14 protein-coding genes and 1 pseudogene are annotated in these 19,624 nt (G+C 52.2%); 4 read left to right on the forward strand and 11 right to left on the reverse strand.

Features of this window, described 5'->3' with window-relative positions; all coding sequences use genetic code 11:
• Positions 1-166: 166 nt before the first annotated feature.
• Positions 167-793: a LysE family transporter gene (locus IBX50_RS09180; RefSeq protein ID WP_292255227.1), complete on the forward strand. Its 627-nt coding sequence runs from the start codon at positions 167-169 to the stop codon at positions 791-793.
• 77 nt (positions 794-870) lie between these two features.
• On the opposite strand, the gene katG is transcribed toward IBX50_RS09180, so the two are convergent.
• Together katG and IBX50_RS09190 are read right to left on the reverse strand one after the other, a co-directional pair.
• Positions 871-3,039, reverse strand: a complete 2,169-nt coding sequence (katG, locus tag IBX50_RS09185) for a catalase/peroxidase HPI (protein WP_292255229.1) — start codon at positions 3,037-3,039, stop codon at positions 871-873.
• A 159-nt stretch (positions 3,040-3,198) separates the two neighbouring features.
• Entirely contained in the window at positions 3,199-4,044 is an 846-nt protein-coding gene (locus tag IBX50_RS09190; RefSeq protein ID WP_292255230.1) for an NAD(+)--dinitrogen-reductase ADP-D-ribosyltransferase, read from the reverse strand.
• 76 nt (positions 4,045-4,120) lie between these two features.
• Here IBX50_RS09190 and IBX50_RS09195 point away from each other — a divergent pair, with 76 nt between their 5' ends.
• From IBX50_RS09195 to IBX50_RS09205, 3 genes are all read left to right on the forward strand, one after another.
• Positions 4,121-5,041 (forward strand): ADP-ribosylglycohydrolase family protein, encoded by a 921-nt coding sequence (locus IBX50_RS09195; RefSeq protein WP_292255232.1) that lies wholly within the window; start codon positions 4,121-4,123, stop codon positions 5,039-5,041.
• Positions 5,042-5,146: 105 nt separating this feature from the next.
• Positions 5,147-5,698 carry a hypothetical protein gene (locus IBX50_RS09200; RefSeq protein WP_292255234.1) on the forward strand — a complete coding sequence of 184 codons (552 nt, stop codon included), beginning with the start codon at positions 5,147-5,149 and terminating at the stop codon, positions 5,696-5,698.
• 189 nt (positions 5,699-5,887) lie between these two features.
• On the forward strand, positions 5,888-6,367 hold the full coding sequence (locus IBX50_RS09205) for an SIS domain-containing protein (RefSeq protein WP_292255235.1): 480 nt from the start codon (positions 5,888-5,890) through the stop codon (positions 6,365-6,367).
• Positions 6,368-6,401: 34 nt separating this feature from the next.
• Here IBX50_RS09205 and IBX50_RS09210 read toward each other — a convergent pair whose 3' ends face one another.
• From IBX50_RS09210 to IBX50_RS09250, 9 genes and pseudogenes are all read right to left on the reverse strand, one after another.
• Entirely contained in the window at positions 6,402-8,954 is a 2,553-nt protein-coding gene (locus IBX50_RS09210; protein WP_292255236.1) for a chemotaxis protein CheB, read from the reverse strand.
• A complete protein-coding gene (locus tag IBX50_RS09215; protein WP_292255237.1) occupies positions 8,944-9,534 on the reverse strand; it encodes a PAS domain-containing protein in 591 nt (196 codons plus the stop codon). The genes IBX50_RS09210 and IBX50_RS09215 overlap by 11 nt, the downstream gene beginning before the upstream one ends.
• A 105-nt stretch (positions 9,535-9,639) precedes the next feature.
• Positions 9,640-11,199: pseudogene (locus tag IBX50_RS09220) on the reverse strand (type I restriction-modification system subunit M).
• A 142-nt stretch (positions 11,200-11,341) separates the two neighbouring features.
• Positions 11,342-12,274, reverse strand: coding sequence for an Abi family protein (locus tag IBX50_RS09225; protein WP_292255238.1), 933 nt, complete (start codon positions 12,272-12,274; stop codon positions 11,342-11,344).
• Positions 12,275-12,297: 23 nt separating this feature from the next.
• Positions 12,298-13,836 (reverse strand): Fic family protein, encoded by a 1,539-nt coding sequence (locus IBX50_RS09230; protein WP_292255239.1) that lies wholly within the window; start codon positions 13,834-13,836, stop codon positions 12,298-12,300.
• Positions 13,833-15,101: a restriction endonuclease subunit S gene (locus IBX50_RS09235; protein ID WP_292255241.1), complete on the reverse strand. Its 1,269-nt coding sequence runs from the start codon at positions 15,099-15,101 to the stop codon at positions 13,833-13,835. Before IBX50_RS09235 ends, IBX50_RS09230 begins: the two co-directional genes overlap by 4 nt.
• Positions 15,101-15,358, reverse strand: a complete 258-nt coding sequence (locus IBX50_RS09240; protein ID WP_292255243.1) for a hypothetical protein — start codon at positions 15,356-15,358, stop codon at positions 15,101-15,103. The genes IBX50_RS09235 and IBX50_RS09240 overlap by 1 nt, the downstream gene beginning before the upstream one ends.
• Complete coding sequence (locus tag IBX50_RS09245) at positions 15,351-16,367, reverse strand: PDDEXK nuclease domain-containing protein (protein WP_292255245.1); 1,017 nt, start codon at positions 16,365-16,367, stop codon at positions 15,351-15,353. The genes IBX50_RS09240 and IBX50_RS09245 overlap by 8 nt, the downstream gene beginning before the upstream one ends.
• Positions 16,360-19,371 (reverse strand): type I restriction endonuclease subunit R, encoded by a 3,012-nt coding sequence (locus tag IBX50_RS09250; RefSeq protein WP_292255247.1) that lies wholly within the window; start codon positions 19,369-19,371, stop codon positions 16,360-16,362. The genes IBX50_RS09245 and IBX50_RS09250 overlap by 8 nt, the downstream gene beginning before the upstream one ends.
• Between the last annotated feature and the right edge of the window lie 253 nt (positions 19,372-19,624).

Consider the following 19,624-nt stretch of genomic DNA (forward strand, 5'->3'; position numbering starts at 1 on the left):
GCCATTTACGCGCCAGAACCTGATAACTCATGAGCTTGTTTCCGCCGCTGCTGATAGAAAATAAAACCGCAAGGATACCACTCCGACCTGTTTCTGTCGGGTGTTTTTACCTTGAGTGCTTTCCGATTCTGCTAATATAGCTTTTTTTGTCGGAGGGCTCCCGATCATGTCACTGGATACCTGGATCGCTTTGTTTCTTGCCTGCTGGTTCATCAGCCTGTCTCCCGGAGCCGGGGCTATTGCTTCCATGTCTTCCGGTCTGAATCACGGCTTTCGTACCGGTTACTGGAATGCCATTGGCCTGCAACTGGCACTGCTGCTGCAGGTAGCTGTGGTGGCTGCCGGTCTGGGTGCCATTCTGACCACCTCAGAAGTGGCTTTTGGTTTCATCAAATGGTGTGGTGTGGCTTATTTGTTGTATCTGGGCTGGAAACAGTGGAACGCTCCGATCACAGTCATACAGCCGGATCAGGAAGCTAAAACCAAAACTACTGCCTTGGCACTGGTGTTACGCGGCTTTCTGGTCAATGCCAGCAATCCCAAGGCCATCATTTTTATCCTGGCGGTATTGCCGCAGTTCATCAATCCCCAGCAGCCTTTGTTGCCGCAATACCTCATCATGACCCTGACCATGGTGTGTGTGGATCTGGTGGTGATGGCTGGATATACCGGGCTGGCTGCGCGGGTACTGCGCCTGCTGCAACAACCTCACCATCAGGCAGTGATGAATAAAACCTTCGGTGGCACTTTTGTCGCCGCAGCCTTGTTGCTGACCAGCGTTAAAAGCAGCTGAAACCCAGCCCATCAAAACAAAAACCCCGGCACCTTTTCAGGTACCGGGGTTTTGTTGGTTACTGCAACAGCCTTGGATCAGGCCAGATCAAAACGATCAGAGTTCATCACCTTGGTCCAGGCAGCTACGAAGTCCTGCACAAACTTTTCTTTGGCATCATCCTGAGCATACAGCTCAGCATAAGCCCGCAGGATGGAGTTGGAACCAAACACCAGATCCACACGACTGGCTGTCCACTTCACCGCACCACTGCTGCGTTCAACAATATCGTAGCTGTTGCGGCCTGTAGGTTTCCAGTTGTAGTTCATATCAGTCAGGTTGACAAAAAAGTCATTGGTTAACTGACCAACACGATCGGTGAACACACCCTTGCTGCTGCCACCCTGGTTGGTGCCGAGCACCCGCAGACCACCCAGCAGCACGGTCATTTCCGGTGCGGTTAATCCCATCAACTGAGCGCGATCCAGCAGCAGTTTTTCCGGCGTGACGTTATAGTCCTTTTTCAGCCAGTTACGGAAACCATCATGCACCGGTTCCAGATAACTGAAGGACTCCGCATCAGTGGCTTCCTGAGTGGCGTCACCACGACCCGGTGCAAATGGCACCTCCACCTTAATACCTGCAGCCTGTGCTGCCTGCTCGATACCCACATTACCCGCCAGTACAATCACATCCGCCACACTGGCACCCGTATCAGCAGCAATGCCTTCCAACACTTTTAATACCTTTTGCAGACGCACAGGCTCGTTGCCTTCCCAGTCCTTCTGTGGCGCCAGACGAATACGCGCACCATTGGCACCACCGCGCAGATCTGAACCCCGGAAGGTACGAGCGCTGTCCCAAGCGGTGCAGACCAACTCACTGACACTCAGGCCACAAGCGGCAATTTTTGCTTTTACGGCAGATACGTCATAACCCGTATTGCCTGCTGGCACCGGATCTTGCCAGATCAGATCTTCCTGCGGCACTTCCGGACCGATGTAACGGGATTTTGGCCCCATATCGCGGTGGGTCAGCTTGAACCAGGCACGAGCAAACACTTCATCAAAATAGGCTGGATTCTGATAGAACTTCTCGGAAATCTTGCGATATTCCGGATCCATTTTCATGGCCATGTCGGCATCAGTCATGATGGGGTTATGGCGAATGGATGCATCTTCCACATCCACCGGTTTATCTTCTTCCCTGATATTAATCGGTTCCCACTGCCAGGCACCGGCCGGGGATTTTTTCAGCTCCCAGTCGTAGTTCAACAACAGCTCAAAATAACCGTTGTCCCACTGGGTTGGGTTGGTGGTCCAGGCTCCTTCCAGACCGCTGGTCACGGTATCCCGACCAACACCACGGGTTTTGTGGTTGTTCCAGCCCAGACCTTGTTCTTCCACACCTGCTGCTTCCGGTTCTGCGCCCAGATTTTCGGCTCGGCCATTACCATGTGCTTTACCAACGGTATGACCACCGGCAGTCAGTGCCACGGTTTCTTCATCATTCATTGCCATACGGGCAAAGGTTTCGCGCACGTCTTTGGCCGTTTTCAGCGGGTCAGGCTGACCATCCACCCCTTCCGGGTTGACATAAATCAGACCCATCATCACCGCAGCCAACGGGTTTTCCAGATCCCGTTCGCCGGAATAACGGCTCTTGTCATTATCACTGGGTGCCAGCCACTGATCTTCACTGCCCCAGTAGATATCCTGTTCTGGGTGCCAGATGTCCTCACGCCCGAAAGAAAAACCAAAGGTTTTAAAACCCATGGACTCATAAGCCACATTACCGGCCAATACAATCAGATCTGCCCAACTGATGCTGTTACCGTACTTCTTCTTGATCGGCCACAACAGACGACGTGCTTTATCCAGGTTGGCGTTATCCGGCCAGGAGTTTAATGGTGCAAAACGCTGGTTACCGGTTCCGGCACCACCACGGCCATCAGCTACTCGATAAGTACCAGCAGCGTGCCAGGCCATACGAATCATCAGGCCACCATAATGACCCCAGTCAGCAGGCCACCAGTCCTGACTGTTGGTCATCAGCTCCGTTAAGTCTTTTTTGAGTGCCGCCACATCCAGCGTCTTTAATGCTTCGCGGTAATTGAAGCTCGAACCCAGTGGGTTGGTCTTGGTGTCATGCTGATGCAGAATGTTCAGATTCAATGTATCCGGCCACCACATTTTGGGGCTGCCTTGGGTGGTATTACCACCGTGCATCACTGGGCACTGGCCTGCAGATGAGTTTTGGGTGCTCATGGAAACTTCCTCCTTGTTTGCCCGACCTCAATAGTCAGACATTATTAGTTCTGCTGTTTTTAATTAACTCTACCCTAGTAGTTGTAGCCGTCTTTTGCCATTGAAGACAATAAATCTCTTGCATTGGGTCAATAGGTTGAGTGATTTAAGCCCTTACCACTAACGACTCAGCAGTGCCTGGTACACCCCACCAATCACCAGAAACTCCTGCTCACCCTGCAGAATGTTCGGCAACAGACCGGGGAAATACAAAAGCTTTGCACCCGGCACCTGGGTTTCCAGAATGATGTCTCCAAAAGCACCGGACATCTCACGGTCGCTGCTGAAAGAGTTCAGGTTATTCAACAGCAACCGACAAAGGTCATTTTCACCCTGATCCAGCACTTCATGAGCCTCGATACGATTCACACCACGATACAGCAGCCAGTGTTCCTGCTCTGGAAAACGCCGCTGCAGTTCGTACTGGCAAAAGGTGTAGAGCAAATCCAGCTGTGCCTCCAGTGCATTGGCGTTGTACAAACCACGGGATACATCCGCCATATAAGCTGCATAACGTTCACCCTCATAATCCCTGAGTGCACCACCGTGATTACGCGGCAACAACCCAAAACGTGATTCCACCCAGCGTTTTAACACCGCAGCCTCCACTCCGTCGGCATTAAACATCCAGCCGCGCAGCAAACGCAGGTAATCCGCCTTGTGGCGTTTCAGCCGCTGATACCTGGGATCAGCACCGGCAAGGTCAGCATGATCCAGCAGAAAAGCCGAACACATATACTGACGAAAATGCAGTGCACGCACCTCCGGCTCAACAAGATTATCCAGGGCAACAAACAACTGGCGGTGTAATTCCAGCACCCCGTCAATGTACAGAGGTGCCGGTTTTAACTGAAAAGTCAGGCTACCAAGAATCACCGATGGCAGATTGCAGCGATTGATCGGGCTGCGAGCCTGAATCGGCAAGGTGGCGGGTTGTGGTGATAAATGGGTATTGCGGTGAATCAAGATAGGGGTCGCCCTGTCGGTTATCATCCCTGACAGCATAAAGTGTTTCCCGACAACCGGCAGGAGAAAGAACCCAATGCTTGATCAAAAACAACACCTGACACGGGAACAGCGTTATCGCGGCTCATTGCTTGGTCTTGCTGTGGGGGATGCCATCGGCACCACACTGGAATTTCGTGAGCGCGGCAGTTTTCAACCTATCAGTGACATGATCGGCGGCGGCCCTTTTTTTCTAAAGCCCGGCCAGTGGACTGATGACACCTCCATGGCCTTGTGTCTGGCTCACTCATTGCTGGATTGCCAGGGTTTTGATGCCGAAGACCAGATGCGCCGTTACTGCAACTGGCGATCCAGCGGTTACATGAGCAGTAATGGTCGCTGTTTTGACATAGGTGTCACCGTATCCGAAGCCATCAGCCGATATATCCGCACTGGTGACCCGATGGCTGGTTCTACCGACCCTTTCACCGCAGGTAATGGCTCACTGATGCGTCTGGCTCCGGTGGTGATGTACTTCAGCCCGGATGCCGAACAAGCATTGCACTACGCCGGTGAAAGCTCGCGCACCACCCACGGCGCAAAAGAATGCATTGATGCCTGTTGTTGCTTCGCTGCACTGCTGCACCAGGCTTATGCAGGCACAACAAACAACCGTGAAACACTGCTGAACAGCACAGACTACAAAGCAGCAACCACCAAGGTTCGGGCAATCCAGCAAGGGGCTTATCAGAATAAAAGCAGAGATGAAATCAAAGGCAGCGGTTATGTAATCGACTGCCTGGAAGCCGCCCTGTGGTGTTTTTATCACACCAGCAGTTTCAGCGAAGCCGTACTGGCCGCAGCCAATCTTGGAGATGATGCAGATACCACTGCTGCCGTCTGTGGACAAATCGCCGGAGCCTGGTACGGACTGGAAGCAATACCCACTCACTGGCAAGAGCGAGTGGTGATGGGCAAAGAAATACTGGAACTGGCAGACAGGTTAAATGGCTGTTAACACCCACACTTATTTTTTACCTTGTGTGCACCAGCGAACAGACGCACTTTGCACAAACGTCCACTCTGTTATTTCTGTAACTACAAAAGCCATACCGGAGTTGACATGAATAAATTATTGAAGCTTGTATCCTGCCTGGTGGTTTCGCTCCCCATAGCGACCGCAGCAGTTGCACAAACCAACCCAAACAATTTTGGACCCTCCGCTGGCGATCGTGAATTCTCCATTTCTGGAGCCGGTAGCAGCGATAAGAACTTTGACAGTGGCAGCTTTGGCCTGGCAGCTGATTATGGCTGGTATCTGCAAGACAACATGGTTGTTGGTGTTCGTCAGGGGCTGAATTATGCCAGTATCGAAGGTGAACGTTTTAAAGATGATTTCTGGAACGGCTCCACCCGTGGTTATCTGGATTACCAGTTTGGCACCGACAGAGCACGCCCCTTCGTTGGTGCCAGCCTCGGCCTTATCTATGGCGATGGTGTCAGAAACAGCACCTTTGCAGGTCTGGAAACCGGTCTGAAATACTATGTACTGCCCAGCACCTATTTCCTTGCCCGCGTGGAATACCAGTGGTTCTTTAACAGCTCGAACGATGCCAACAACACCTTCAGTGATGGCGCTTTTGCTCATACTGTAGGTCTGGGTTACAACTTTTAAGAGCACCAGGCAGCAAAGTTAGTACCCGCAGTACGCATTGTTCCCTTTGCCCTTGGTTTATCAGTGACCAAGGGCTTTTTTATGCCTGCAATGTGATTCTGCCGCACCCGGGAAATATATTCTTGCCATATAGTTACATCTTCATTAGGATGAAAAATGAAAAAATAACTTACAGTCTGTAACCCTACCATGCATCTCGACCTGATCAAACAAGAGCTGGCTGCCGAACAAGAGGCACTCACCCAGATAACCACACAGCTACACCAGGGAATGGAAGACTTTCTGGAAACACTGTTGCAGTGCCAGGGCAGAATTGTTGTCTGTGCACTGGCACAAAACCAGGAAGCAGGTCGCAAAGCTTTTACAGCACTGGCACAGGCCGAAACACCCTGTGTATTTGTGTACAGCGATGAAACCTTCAAACCCGATGTTGAGCTGATTTTTCCGGAAGACACCCTGCTGGTGCTCTCCCTGCATGGCGACAGTGAAGCGCATCGTCACCTGTTAAGACTGGCACATGAAAACAAAAACACCCTCACGGCCATTACCGGCAATGCAGAATCACCCCTTGCGCGGGTTGCACGTCGCCACCTGACCGCCTCTTCAGCGGAAAACCTTGCCACCCTGGGTCACCTGCTGGCCAGAGCCTACACCCGAGCCAAAACTTAGTTGGCCGCTGGTGACTGACTAAGCAAACGGCACTTCACTCTTGCTGCAAATCCTCTCGTAAAGACCGCTCCAGCTTCTTGGTTTCGGTAATATCCAGCAAGGTAATTACCACCCCATCAATAACGTTATCAAACCGGCAATAAGGCATGATTCGCACGGTAAACCAGCGATTGTCAGTGGTGGCGATCTGCTTCTCAGAAAATGCCAAAGTATTCAGGGTATTGCGAGCATCATCGTTCAGTTCAGGATACTGCAGGGTGGTGGTGAGGTCGCTCAAAGGCCGGCCGATATCACCCTCTCTGATACTGATAATCTTTGAAGCCCGGTCGGTGAAGCGCCGCAGATTCAAGTTCTGGTCGAGAAACAGAATGGCAATTTCGATGCTGTTAAGCAGATTTCTCATATCACTTTGAGCAAGGGCAAGATCATCCAGCTTGGTCTGCATTTCCGAATTGATGGTTTGCAGCTCCTCGTTCATCGACTGCATTTCTTCCTTGGAGGTGGTCAGCTCTTCGTTGGTTGACTGCAATTCCTCATTGGTTGATTGCAACTCCTCGTTGGCTGATTGCAGCTCCTCTCTGGAGGCACGATTTTCCTCTCGCAAAGCCTGGATTTCATCCTGACACTGTTGCAGCTCGACGGTGTGAATCTGCTGCGTGGTTGTTTTTGATTGGTTCTTGTTTTTCGAGTCGGCCTGAGGCGGTGCAATGTCGCGGAATACAATCATCTTCATGCCACGCAGCGCGGCTGGCTCTCGCAGTGCTTGTACCGTGACATCAATACTCTGTGTGCCCCCACCGGGCAATTGCACCTGCAGGGTTTGCAGTTGCAGCGGTTCACCTTGATCCGCGACCTTGCGCAGGGCGCTGCCGATGGGCGTTCGCAGACCTTCCCGCACCATGGCATGAAAATTCCAGTTGGCTTTGCCAGCAGCAGGTTCCAGGTATTTTCCTGTGCGCCCGCTGATATAAACAATATCGCCCTCGTCATTAACCACCACGGCGGCAGGTGCATACACCTGCAACAATACCTGGTCGGCTGCCGTTTGTAGGTTATCTGTTGTTGGAGAAGGGGAATGGCTGGGTGTCACAGGAAGCTCCTTGGATATCCAGGACAAGGGTGGAAAAGATTTGACTGGTAACCGGGCAGCATCACTCTGAACCTTGTTCTGGCGTCGATAAAGTCGCAGCTTTGATTCAATAGGGGTAAACAACTGAGTATAACGCCCAATTGTCTCTGAACTCCCCAGTAGCAGCACTCCCCCATCACGCAGGCTGTAATGAAACAGCGGAATGAGTTTGCGCTGCAGACTGGGATCAAAATAGATCAGCAGATTGCGACAGGAAATCAGATCAAGACGAGTAAAAGGCGGATCAAGCACCACATCCTGCTGGGCGAATAACACTAAATCGCGAATATCGCTGTTAATCTGGTAGCCCTTGTTACGGGGGCTGAAAAAACGCGCCAGGCGCTCCGCCGAAACGCTGCTGCTGATTTCTGCAGGGTAATAGGCACGCCGGGCAGTGGCGATAGCATCCGGGCTCAGGTCAGAGGCAAAAATCTGCAGGGTAAAACCATGCGGCTGTGGTAGTTTTTCCAGCACCTCAGTAAAAATCATGGCAAGAGAATAAGCCTCTTCACCGGTTGAACAACCCACCACCCAGGCACGCAGATGAGACTCTCCAGAATCTCGCGCCAGCAGTTCTGCCAGAGTGGTTTCCGCCAGATGCTGCCAGACCGCAGTATCACGGAAAAAACGGGTTACCCCAATCAGCACCTCTTTAAACAGCAGGTCGATCTCCTGAGGGTTGTGCTCCAGAAAATCCGCGTAGAGGGATAAAGTAGCAATTTCGTGAATCCCCATGCGCCGCTCCATGCGACGGTGCAGCGTACTGGGTTTGTAGAGTGAAAAATCATGGCGCGTTCGCTCTTGCAACAAGCGCAAAATCCGCTGCAAGGGTGTTGATCTTGCATCAGGCTCAACCGAATGCACGTCCGGGGTGTTTTGATCCGGCTCCTGGGCAAGGCAGGACAGAATGCGGGCGGGCAAATCACCGGGAGGGGCAAGGATATCAGCACAGTCTGCGGCAATGGCACTTTGTGGCATGGCATCGTACTGTGCCGTATCGGGCTGCTGCACAGCTGTTAAACCACCAACACTCTTGATTGCCTGCAGACCCTGGGTGCCATCAGAACCCATGCCAGACAAAACAACCCCGATGGCACGCTCCCCCAGAGCACTGGCCAGGGATGAAAACAGCACATTAATGGGTAAACGCAAGCCTCTGGGTTCCACCGGCCTGGCCAGGTGCAGTGAACCATCAACCACACTCAGCTCGGTATTCGGTGGAATCACATACACACAGTTGGGCTTGATGGACATGCCCTGAGTTGCTTCACGCACGGGCATATGGGTGACACGCTGCAGCAGTTCTGTCAGCAACGCTTTATGGTTGGGATCAAGATGCTGCACCACCACATAGGCCATATTACTTTCAGGCGGGATTCCGGCAAGAAAGGCTTCCAGCGGAGCCAGACCACCAGCAGATGCGCCAAGCCCTACAATACGCGTGGATTCAGCACTCACAGCAGGCTAACAACAGGTGTTCATGTCTTGAACAGGTTGATGCCATAAGCCGCAGGCCACGAGACCCTTTTTTGTCTTTAGCCTGCTCTACGATGCAAAAGTCTTTGTTGCCACTCTGTGCCACCCGTTTTAACAAATCGAGCAGCAGGGGTCGGTTTTGAGGGATCAGAAAAGTGCCAAAATCCTGCCCGGGCAACTCATTAAACCCAAGACCAAGCAGCTCGGCAGCAGCAACATTTCCCTGTATAACCTTACCCGTGAGATCAACAACAAAATAACTGATCGGGGCGGAATCATACAGTTCACGATAAAGGGATAAATCCTCGGCCAAATCACGCTCATTGGTCGCCATTTCTTCATTCTGCAGGTCAAGCTCAACCTGGTGAACCTGCAATTCATGGAGCAGTTTTAACGCATCTTCCGCTCTGCCGGGATCACTGGACATACGGTATAACATCTGCAGGGCATCAACCCCCAGCGACCACTGCTGCCCAGCGCGTGTGGTGCCTGTCTGCAACTGTTGCTCTGCTTTGTTTCGCAGCTCGGTCAGGATATTGGACTCATCAGCGCTAACAGACATAAAGACCTCGTGTGTATTCTCGAAGAACAGTTGTCATAGTAGCCTATCCCACCTTACCACCCTAATTGTCCGCGAATGGTGACCGGTTGCTTTTCATCTATGCTGTCACACTGGCGGTAGATTCAGCTCCTTCAGGTATTGATTGTGTCTGTCAGATGCTTCGCGAATGCGCTTTTCGATGTCTGACAGTTGCGCATGTACAGTGGCAAGATCAATCTCCGGCTCCGCCTCGGCAGTACTGACGTAGCGGGAAATATTAAGGTTGTAATCGTTCTTCTCGATTTCCACCATCTCTACCCGGCGGGCATAGCGTTCTTCTTCCCGTCGGTACTGGTAGGTCTCGACAATTTTGTCGATATGTTCCGGCAAAAGCTGATTCTGTCGTTTGCCCTTATCAAAATACTCGGCGGCATTGATGAAAAGTACATCATCAGGCTTTTTGCACTTTTTCAGCACCAGAATACACACCGGGATGCCGGTGGAGAAAAACAGGTTGCTCGGCAAGCCAATAACCGTGTCGATATGGCCGTCCTTGAGCAGTTTAGTGCGGATACGGCTTTCTACACCGCCTCGGAAGAGCACACCATGGGGCAGAATGATGGCCATGGTTCCCTCGTCGCCGAGGAAGTGGAAACCGTGCAGCAGAAAGGCAAAATCCGCAGCGGACTTGGGTGCAAGACCATAGTTTTTGAAACGAAAATCTTCACCCAGGGCTTCATTGGGCTGCCAGCGGTAACTGAAGGGTGGATTAGCCACCACCGCATCGCACTAGAGTTTTCTGGCCGGATTCATCTCGTTGAGCAGCTCCCAGTCATTGGTCAGGGAGTCACCGTGGTGTATCTCGAATTCACTGTCCTTCATCCCATGCAGCAGCATGTTCATGCGCGCCAGGTTGTAGGTGGTGATGTTCTTTTCCTGCCCATAAATCTTGCCGATGCCGTGCGGCCCCATCTGGTTACGCACGTTCAGCAGCAGCGAGCCGGAGCCACAGGCGAAGTCCAGCACAGAGCTGAGCTTTTTCTTTGTTCCTGAGGCGGGTTCCTGGCTATCCAGCGTGACAATACGCGAAAGGATGGTGGAGACACTTTGCGGGGTATAAAACTCCCCGGCTTTCTTGCCGGAACCAGCCGCAAACTGACCGATCAGGTATTCGTAGGCATCACCCAGAATGTCGCTGTCGGTGGAGAACTGCGCAATCCCCTCGGCGATCTTGGTAATGATGGTGCAGAGTTTGTCATTACGTGCTTTGGGGGTTCGTCCCAGCTTTTCCGAGTTCAGATTGATCTCGGAAAACAGCCCCTGAAAGGTGCTTGCAAAGGATTGATTCTCGATATAACTGAATCCCCGCTCCAGGGTTTGCAACAGCTCGGCATCCTGAGTGCGGGCACATTCGTAGATGCTGCTCCACAGATAGTCCGGGTGAATGCAGTAATGCACCTTGCGACGCATTTGCTTCTCGAACTCAGCCACATCCCCGGCATTGTTTGCATACCAGGCCACCAGAGGTGCACGACGGTCGTTATCAGCCAGATTGGGATAGTCCGATCCCAGTTCCTTTTTTGCTGCCAACTCGTAGTTATCGGAAAGATAGCGCAGAAACAGAAACGACAACATATAGTCGCGGAAATCATCAGCGTTCATCGCCCCGCGCAGGTCGTCAGCGATGGCTCAGAGGGTTTTACCCAGCTGGCTCAGTTGTTCTTTTGTCATGTATTTTGTTCTCTTAGGTGATTGACCAAGCGACCACAATGAACCACAATAAACACCAATATGACTGGCGCCTCTGCATTTATGTACGCGTCAGTTCTCATTTCTGATTCTGCAATAGCCATTGCTCCCATCCTTTGATCGCACCAAAATCCTCCAGTGTTAAAAGCTGGCTGCTGGAAGTCACGCCCACTCTCAATAAATCAACCAAACGCTGAGCCCAGGTGGAATTAGGGCAAATGACTGCCAACAAGTGCGCCATGATGACAAAATACATGAAAGGCCGGGTATTTTTCATGGTTGGCCATCCCTGCGGGCAAGGGGACAGCTCCAGTACGTTGATATTCCACAAGCGGCTGTGATGCGCAGACACATTGCGGATAAAGTTCAGGCTGCGCAGCCATTGGGCGAGTGTTTTTCCTTCAGCAAGACCATACTTTTTGGCTATCAGGTTCTTGTCCGGGTGCTTCATCCCGTCAAAAAGCCGTGAAAGTAAACCAAAGTCCCATACTTCAATGGCCACCCAGACAGGTACCTGGCCGTTATACTTCTCTTTATGGTGCGCAATAAAAGGCTCCCGTCTGGCTCGATGCAGCATATTTTCATACTTTTCCAGCCAAACCTGGTGGTCGGTTTTTCCTTTGCTGGCTCCGTTAGCTCTCACCTTTTTGGCAAAGTTACCGTGAAGGCAATCCGGATTCTGATGAGCTTGTGGATCTCGTTCACCCAGCAAATGCGCCACGTCCACGCGAAGCGCCATTTCAATTCTTTCCAGTGCATCCAGTGCCATCAGGCGCAGCTTTTTATCAAACACATAAAGCTTGACGACCTTCTCAAAATGACTGCCCGGAACAAAGCAATCTGAGCGAATAGGTCGCTTGTGCAGCAAAGAGGCCTGCTTGTCTATCTCTCGCAGCGGATACCAATAACCACTGAGCCGGTAGTAGCCAATTCGTGCCAGATAATCCAGCGCTGCTGATTCGTTGTCCACCAACAAACCCCGCTTTTTCAGCAAAGCCAATTGATCAGACATTGATTTCCAGGGTTTCAAATCAGTCATTTGGGGGTCATGCCTCGGCCTTTTTCTGTCAACCGGTACTTCTGCAGGCGGCTGCGGGGTTTGTCGGGTATGGTCATTTCGATCAGCCCCTTGCGAATAGCTGTTTGCAGATAGTGCTCCCTGAAATGCTTTTCGTCCTTTAAACTCAAGGCTTCCATCAACTCTAAGCGACCCATCTCGCCTTGAAGCACTTCAAGCAGTCTGCCCACTTCGGGGGTGACTTCGGGGGTGACTTCGGGGGTGACTTCGGGGGTGACTTGTTCGGCTACTTCCCCAGCAAAACCCTCATGCACTGGCAAGCGGATCAAAAACGAACTTCGTTCATCATCGCTTTCAAAGCGCGGCTGGGGTGAACCATTGGCTTGCATTACCCGCAGAATTTTGGGGATACCGGTGGAACGACCCTCGGTGAGATCCAGCTCCTTCAGAAACTCCCCGATGCGGCGGTTACGGTAACGGCGACTGACAGCACGACCAGCCTGCAGATCCTCCATTCGAATAGACCGATCCGGGCCGGGGAAGCTGAGCACCACCAGTTCCTCCGGGGTGATACGCACCTCTATGGGCTCACGGATTTCATAGGAGCGGTGATATACCGCATTCACCACTGCCTCTTCAATGGCCGCCAGCGGGTAGTTCCAGAAACGCTCTGCCTGGGGGCGATCCGGGTGCTTGATCACGGCTTCCTTGAGGTAGCTGCGGTTGATGTAGTCCACCGCATCACGGGTAATACGCCCCAACGGGCCACGAAACTCCTTTTCCTCGAAGCGATCACCGCCCGGCCCATCGGGGAAATACACCACATCAATCTGGGTAGCAGGAAAAAAATGCTCAGGGTGATCGTTGAAAAACAGCAGTCCAACATTTTTGGGAAATGCCAGCTCCACCGGGCCACCTACCACATTCATACGCCGTCCCAGCGCTTCGTTATCCAGGCTGGCCGCTTCGCCTGCCAGCTCACTGCCAATCTCCTGAAGAAATTCCCGCATAAGATGCGGTGACAGATCAGTAAGGTGAGCGTTCTGCCGATAGCGATCATCAAACGGCACCGTCGCCGCCAGCGACAGGAGTTCTCGCTCATCCACCCCTTTCGCCCGTACAGTGCTGGTGTGCTTGCGCAGATAAAAGGCCCAGTCGGTACTCTTATCGCCCAATCGCACCCGAGCCTTATAAGGTCGAGTCTCGCCGCCGGGCACCCAGAGTACAAGAATCAGCTTGCCCTGAACTTCATAAGTGGCGGTCAGGGGGTGATAGGATGGTTGAATCGCCGCATTACCCAGATTCAGCAACTCCTTCTGGATCCGGTCAATCTGTTCTGGCTGCAAGCCAGCAGGTGGCAAGACTGGCTGGCCATTTTCCTCCGCTACGCCCACCACCAGATAACCACCCCCAAGGTTGTGAAAATCGTTGGCAAAGGCACAAATACTGTGCAACACCGCCTCCGGATTCCAGCCCGCCTTGTACTCTACCCGCTCACTTTCGATGGAGCGGTGGTGAAGCAGGGAGTCGAGATTGATGGGGAGTTTGGTGGTCAAATCTGTGTTTCCTCCACAGCGGGGAAAAGCTGCTGCATCAGGCCTTTTTTATGGGTCTTGAGGGCGTCGAGTTTTTCCGTATGTGCAACTACCAGCGCATCGAGGGACGAGAGGCAATCAGCGATTTTTTGTTGTTCGGATAAACTTGGCAACATTATTTCTATCCTCTTGATTCCAATTAGGCTCATCCCCGCCTTTGTGCCAGTATCGGTTGATGCACAGAAAAGCTTCTGAGTCCTTTCAGATGCAAGAAAGTAGGCGGCATACTTTCCGGAAATTTTTGTTCTATCGAAACGTACAAGCGCAATATGTTGATTGATGTAGGCAGGCAGCGGAATACTGGCATCAACGTAACCTACAATTCCAATATCAGCCGTGATGGAAACCAACACGTCATGCTCTTTGAGCTGAGTTCGCATACCTTCATTCGCTCCCTGTGGGAGCTGAACGAATTTAGGGTCTGTCAGATCCAAGTAGATGGAGCCGCGCCATAGGTTCGTTATGCGGACGAATAGTTCACCTTTGTCGGCATAATACGCCGCCCAACCCCGTGAACCACTGGTCACAAAAGGGTTCAAGTCACCAAGCATTTTTACTGCCCACTCCCCAACCTCCCGAAACTCTGGGAAGCGCAACCGGGGGATGGTTTCGCCTTCGCGGGGGAAGAGTTGTTGCATCAGCCCTTTTTTATGGGCCTTGAGGGCATCAATCTTGTCAGTTTGGGCTGCTATCAGCGCGTCGAGGGAGGAAAGGCAAGCAGCGATTTTTTGTTGTTCTTCAGGGGCTGGCACTGCAAGAGTGTATTCCTTCATTAAGGAAATATCACCTCTTGGCATTTTTACACCCTTGGCACCTTCCATTACATAGTTAATAAATACATCACTTTTAAGCAGTACTGACAGAAATGATTCATGGACACTATCCATTGGGCGTATAACGATTACATCGTTAGATGCGGCTCCATCACAATCAGCTACCCAAACTTTTTTCAAGTATGGGCGGATGTTGGCAATAAGAATGTCCCCCGCCTTGAAGCAGGTAAAAGAGCCAGAAGGAGGCAGCTTGGATGCACATTTTTTCCCACCGAAATCGGGAAGCAAATTCTCTGTGCTGACGTAGCTTTCAATACGGAGATCATTGAGCGAGATCCGTTTTTTTACAAAGGTTGCTATACCTTTTGTTCCAAGCTGAGTTTTGCGCCACTCCCCTGCCTCCCGAAACTCGGGAAACCGCAACCGGGGCACCAGTGCATTTTTCTCGTCCATTACTCTTCCAGCCCATCAGGATTTTTAAGTGCTTTTTTCTCATCCGATGCCAGGCGTCGTTCAACCTTTTTCACATCTTCGGCAGGTGGCAGGCTTTCCGGACGGATTCCCCGACTCAACAGCGTTTGGCGCACGGCTTCGTTATTGGTGACATGCTCTTGTGAGATTTGTTTTTCGCTTTGCATCTTCTGACTGCGGGTGTTGTGGATGGTGATCTCGGCAGCGAAGTCGTTGGCCTTGAGGATGAGCTTATTCATTGTTTTCTCCCAGCTGCTCTGCCAGTTCATGCAATCTAGCTTGCAGGAGTTTTTTGTCTGGTAGTTGTAATTGGTACTCGGCGACCAGGGTTGGCGAAAGATTTCGTGATAGTGCGTATTCCACCACTTCATCGTCTTTATCGCGGCAGAGCAGCACGCCGATGCTGGGATTTTCATGCGGTTTTTTTATGTCACGATCCAATGCTTCAAGATAAAAGCCAAGCTGCCCCATGTGTTTGGGGCTGAATTTGCCGATTTTGAGCTCGAAAGCGACCAAGGCAGACAGGCCACGGTGGTAAAAGAGCAGGTCGATGTAAAAGTCTTGATTTCCTACTTGAAGGCGGTATTGCTCATCAACGAACAAGAAGTCACGACCTAGTTCGAGGACAAAAGTCTTCATGTGCCGGACGAGGGCTTTCTGTAGGTCGCTTTCGCTATGGTCTTCAGGTAAGCCTAGAAATTCAAGGACATAGCTGTCCTTAAAAGCTTGACCGATCCCGCTGGGGAATTCTCTCGGCAATGCCGAGAGTTTTTTCTGGCTGGCCACTGCACGCTCAAACTGGGCCGCATCAATCTGCCGCTCAAGCTCGCGGGATGAATAGCGTTCGCGAACGCATTGTGCCAAGTAGTACGCACGCTCCTCATTGGTTTTGCAGCGGGAAAAGATAATGGTGTTGTGCGTCCAGGGCAATTCTCGCACCAGCGACGAGAGTTTTTCATCCGCCTGATAAGTCTCGTAAAACTGCTTCATCCGCCAGAGGTTTTTGTCGCTAAAGCCTTTGATACTGGGATCTGTGGCGGTAATGTAGGAGGCCAGCGCTGTTACGACACCTTTGCCCCACGCCTGTTGTTTCACTTTTTCGCTCAGGAGCCGCCCAACCTCCCAATACAATGCCATCAGCGCCGTATTGGCCTGCTGGAAGACTTTGGCGCGGGTCGCCTGAATCGTATGCAGGATGTGGGCAAAATCTTCCTGCGCGTTTGAGTGGGCTGGGGATTTTTTACTCATACGCCGCCAACCCCGATATCTCGCGCCCGCTGGCTTGTTTTTTCAGAAGAGGTATCAGTTCTTCCATCAGTGCCAGTTCGGCTTTGCTGCGCGCCTTCCAGCTCAGCTCCAGTGGCTCGAACAGGTCGCTGAGTTGTTCGCCGTCGAAGATCATGCGGTCCAGAATAGCGTTTACGAAGTTTTTCAGGTCATCGCAGTTCAGTCCGTGGCGGTTGGCCAGGGCGGTGATTTCTTTGTGGGCTTTCTGTGCTTTGAAGGCCAGGTAGCCGTGTTTGATGTCCTGCTCTTTCAACCCTTCACCCGCTTGCAGGGTGTTGATGTAGTCAATGATATCCTCGCGCTCTTCCATCAGGTTGCTGCTGGCGCTGAGCATGTTCACCAACTGTTCACGGCTTACGGTTTGTTTGCCGGGCTTTTCCTGACTGAAGCGGGCGGCCAGACCCATGATGTAGTCATAGTCGATCAGTGCCGAGGAGAAGAGCACAAATTCAAAATCCAGTTGTTCGATGGCTTCCTGATCGGGTGAGGCTTGTGCACCGGTTTTGCCCTGCTGTTCCTTCAGGCGCTGAGCCGTTTCCAGGTAAGCGCCGCGCAAGGAGCGCAGATCGTCTTCGGGCAGCACACTGTTGATCTGTGCTTTCTGCTCTTCATTCAGGTCGGTGTACTGGTCGAGCTGGGTCTTGAGACGCTGCACTTCCTTGAAGCGGTTGACGAACTCGATGCGCGCGGTATCACCCCGGAGGTTATAGACACCCTGGGGTTCAGCCACAACATCTTTTTCAGTGAGGAAGTGCCCGATGGCAGAGACCGCCTCTTTGTATTTTTCGATCACCGTCGGCGCCGGATCCACCAGCCAGATTTCGCGGGAGCGGTTGATGTCTTCACCGGAAAATAGCGCAATGGCTTCATCCACGGCCTGCTGCTGGCCGCGAAAGTCGAGAATATTGCCATAGGGCTTGGTGTCGTTCAGTACTCGGTTGGTGCGTGAAAATGCCTGAATCAGACCGTGGTACTTGAGGTTTTTGTCCACATACAGGGTGTTGAGGTACTTGGCATCAAAGCCAGTGAGCAGCATGTCCACCACGATGGTGATGTCGATCTTGTGTTGGTGTGGCAGGTCGCTGTTGGGGTATTGCTGATCCTTGATGCGCTGCTGCACGTCCTGATAGTAGCGGTCGAACTCGCTGACACTATGGCTGGTGCCGTACTGGGTGTTGTAGTCGGCAATGATCTCTTGCAGGGCAGCTTTTTTCTGTTCCGGTTCCTGCTGGTTGTCGGCCATTTCCTGCGGCAGGTCTTCCTGCAGCTGTTTCACATCCTTGTCGCCATTGGCTGGCGGTGAAAAGACGCAGGCAAGGTTGAGCGGCACGAAGTCCGGGTCTTCTGCTTGCATTCCAGACTGGATCTCTTTAAACAGCCGGTAATAGGCAATCGCATCATTGATGGAGGCAGTGGCCAGCAGGGCGTTGAAACGGCGCTGGTTGGTGGCGGCTTCATGCTTGCTGAGAATGGCATCCACCACTGCGCGCTGAGCCAGAGCCTGATCAGGTCTGGCTTTTGCCTGCGTTGTCTCGGGCTTGTAATAGTCGATATGAAAGCGCAGCACATTGCGATCATCAATGGCGTGGGTGATGGTGTAGGCGTGCAGCTGCTTCTCAAAAATATCCCGGGTTGTGCGGTAGCTGCCCACGGTGCCATCGATCTGCTTGTAACTGGCGTTGTCATCAAAAATGGGCGTGCCGGTAAAACCGAACAGTTGTGCTTTTGGAAAAAAGCCCTTGATGGCCTGATGGTTATCACCGAACTGAGAGCGATGGCACTCGTCAAAAATGATGACGATGCGTTTGTCACGCAGCGGAGCCAGTCGTTCCTTGTAGGTTTGCCTGCCCTTTTCCTTGTGCTGCTGAGCTTTTTTTCCAGTTTCATCCAGCGCCAGGCCGAGTTTTTGGATGGTGGTGACGATCACCTTGTCGGCGTAGTCCTCGGAGAGCAGGCGGCGCACCAGGGTTTCGGTATTGGTGTTTTCCTCCACGCAACCTTCCTGAAAGCGGTTGAATTCCTCGCGCGTCTGGCGATCCAGATCCTTGCGATCCACCACGAACAGGCATTTTTCAATGTCCGGGTTGTCCTTCAGCAGGGTGGAGGTCTTGAAAGAGGTGAGCGTTTTGCCACTGCCGGTAGTGTGCCAGATGTAGCCGTTACCCCGGTTCTGGTGGATACAATCAACAATCGCCTTGACCGCATAGATTTGGTACGGGCGCATGATCATCAGTTTCTGTTCACTCGCTACCAGCACCATGTAACGGCTGATCATCCGACCCAGGGTACATTTAGCCAGGAAGGCGTCGGCGAAGTCGTCCAGGTGGGTGATCTTGCGGTTATCTTCATCAGCCCACTGGTAAATGGGTAAAAAACGCTCGTCGGCGTTGAATGCAAAATGCTGAGTCTGGTTGTTGGCGAAGTACCAGGTATGATCGCGATTGCTGACAATAAACAACTGCATGAAGCACAGCAGCGTGTTGGTGTAGCCGTTGCCGGGTTCATTACGGTATTCGACAATCTGCTCCATGGCTCGGCGCGGGTTGATGCCCAGCGTCTTCAGCTCGATTTGCACCACTGGCAAGCCGTTGATGAGCAGGATCACATCGAAGCGGTGGTGGCTGTTGTCGGTGTTGATGCGCAGTTGGTTGATGACTTCAAAGTCGTTTTTGCACCAGTCCTTGAGGTTGACCAGCATGTAGTGCAGCGGGGTGCCGTCTTCACGTTGAAAGTAGCCATATTCACGCAGGGTTCTGGCAGCCTGGAAGACATCGGCATTGATAATCTCATCGCGCAGGCGGGCGAACTCAGCGTCGGTCAGGCGTACATGGTTGAGCGCCTCGAATTTCTGGCGGAAGTTCAGCTCCAGAGTGGCCTTATCGCGGATATCGGAGCGGTAGCTGTACTTGAGTTCTTCGAGCTTTTTGATCAGTTTTTGCTCGATGTTGCTTTCTTTTTGAGTCATCCTGTTATCACTTCCTGATGTGTCCAGAGCCCACCGTGTATAGGTACTGTTTTGCTTTTGATAGCAGCCACAAATGAAACCCAACTTACCGATTTATCAGGCGAATGTCTATTGACCCAGCACAGCGCGAAATCAGGCTAAGGAGCTGGGGGATAGTACAGGAGGGTTTTTGCTGCCCTGAAATGGAGATGACCCCTGCCAGCCACATCCCGGCACACACATCCATCACTACCGTTGCTCCCTTCCGGGCCTG

The organism is Marinospirillum sp., assembly GCF_014859565.1.

Bases quoted from the DNA above. Each gene is read 5' to 3' on its own strand.
- IBX50_RS09180 (WP_292255227.1), top strand. From the start codon at position 167: ATGTCACTGGATACCTGGATCGCTTTGTTTCTTGCCTGCTGGTTCATC.
- katG (WP_292255229.1), bottom strand. From the start codon at position 3,039: ATGAGCACCCAAAACTCATCTGCAGGCCAGTGCCCAGTGATGCACGGT.
- IBX50_RS09195 (WP_292255232.1), top strand. From the start codon at position 4,121: ATGCTTGATCAAAAACAACACCTGACACGGGAACAGCGTTATCGCGGC.
- IBX50_RS09200 (WP_292255234.1), top strand. From the start codon at position 5,147: ATGAATAAATTATTGAAGCTTGTATCCTGCCTGGTGGTTTCGCTCCCC.
- IBX50_RS09205 (WP_292255235.1), top strand. From the start codon at position 5,888: ATGCATCTCGACCTGATCAAACAAGAGCTGGCTGCCGAACAAGAGGCA.
- IBX50_RS09215 (WP_292255237.1), bottom strand. From the start codon at position 9,534: ATGTCTGTTAGCGCTGATGAGTCCAATATCCTGACCGAGCTGCGAAAC.
- IBX50_RS09225 (WP_292255238.1), bottom strand. From the start codon at position 12,274: ATGTCTGATCAATTGGCTTTGCTGAAAAAGCGGGGTTTGTTGGTGGAC.
- IBX50_RS09235 (WP_292255241.1), bottom strand. From the start codon at position 15,101: ATGGACGAGAAAAATGCACTGGTGCCCCGGTTGCGGTTTCCCGAGTTT.
- IBX50_RS09240 (WP_292255243.1), bottom strand. From the start codon at position 15,358: ATGAATAAGCTCATCCTCAAGGCCAACGACTTCGCTGCCGAGATCACC.
- IBX50_RS09245 (WP_292255245.1), bottom strand. From the start codon at position 16,367: ATGAGTAAAAAATCCCCAGCCCACTCAAACGCGCAGGAAGATTTTGCC.
- IBX50_RS09250 (WP_292255247.1), bottom strand. From the start codon at position 19,371: ATGACTCAAAAAGAAAGCAACATCGAGCAAAAACTGATCAAAAAGCTC.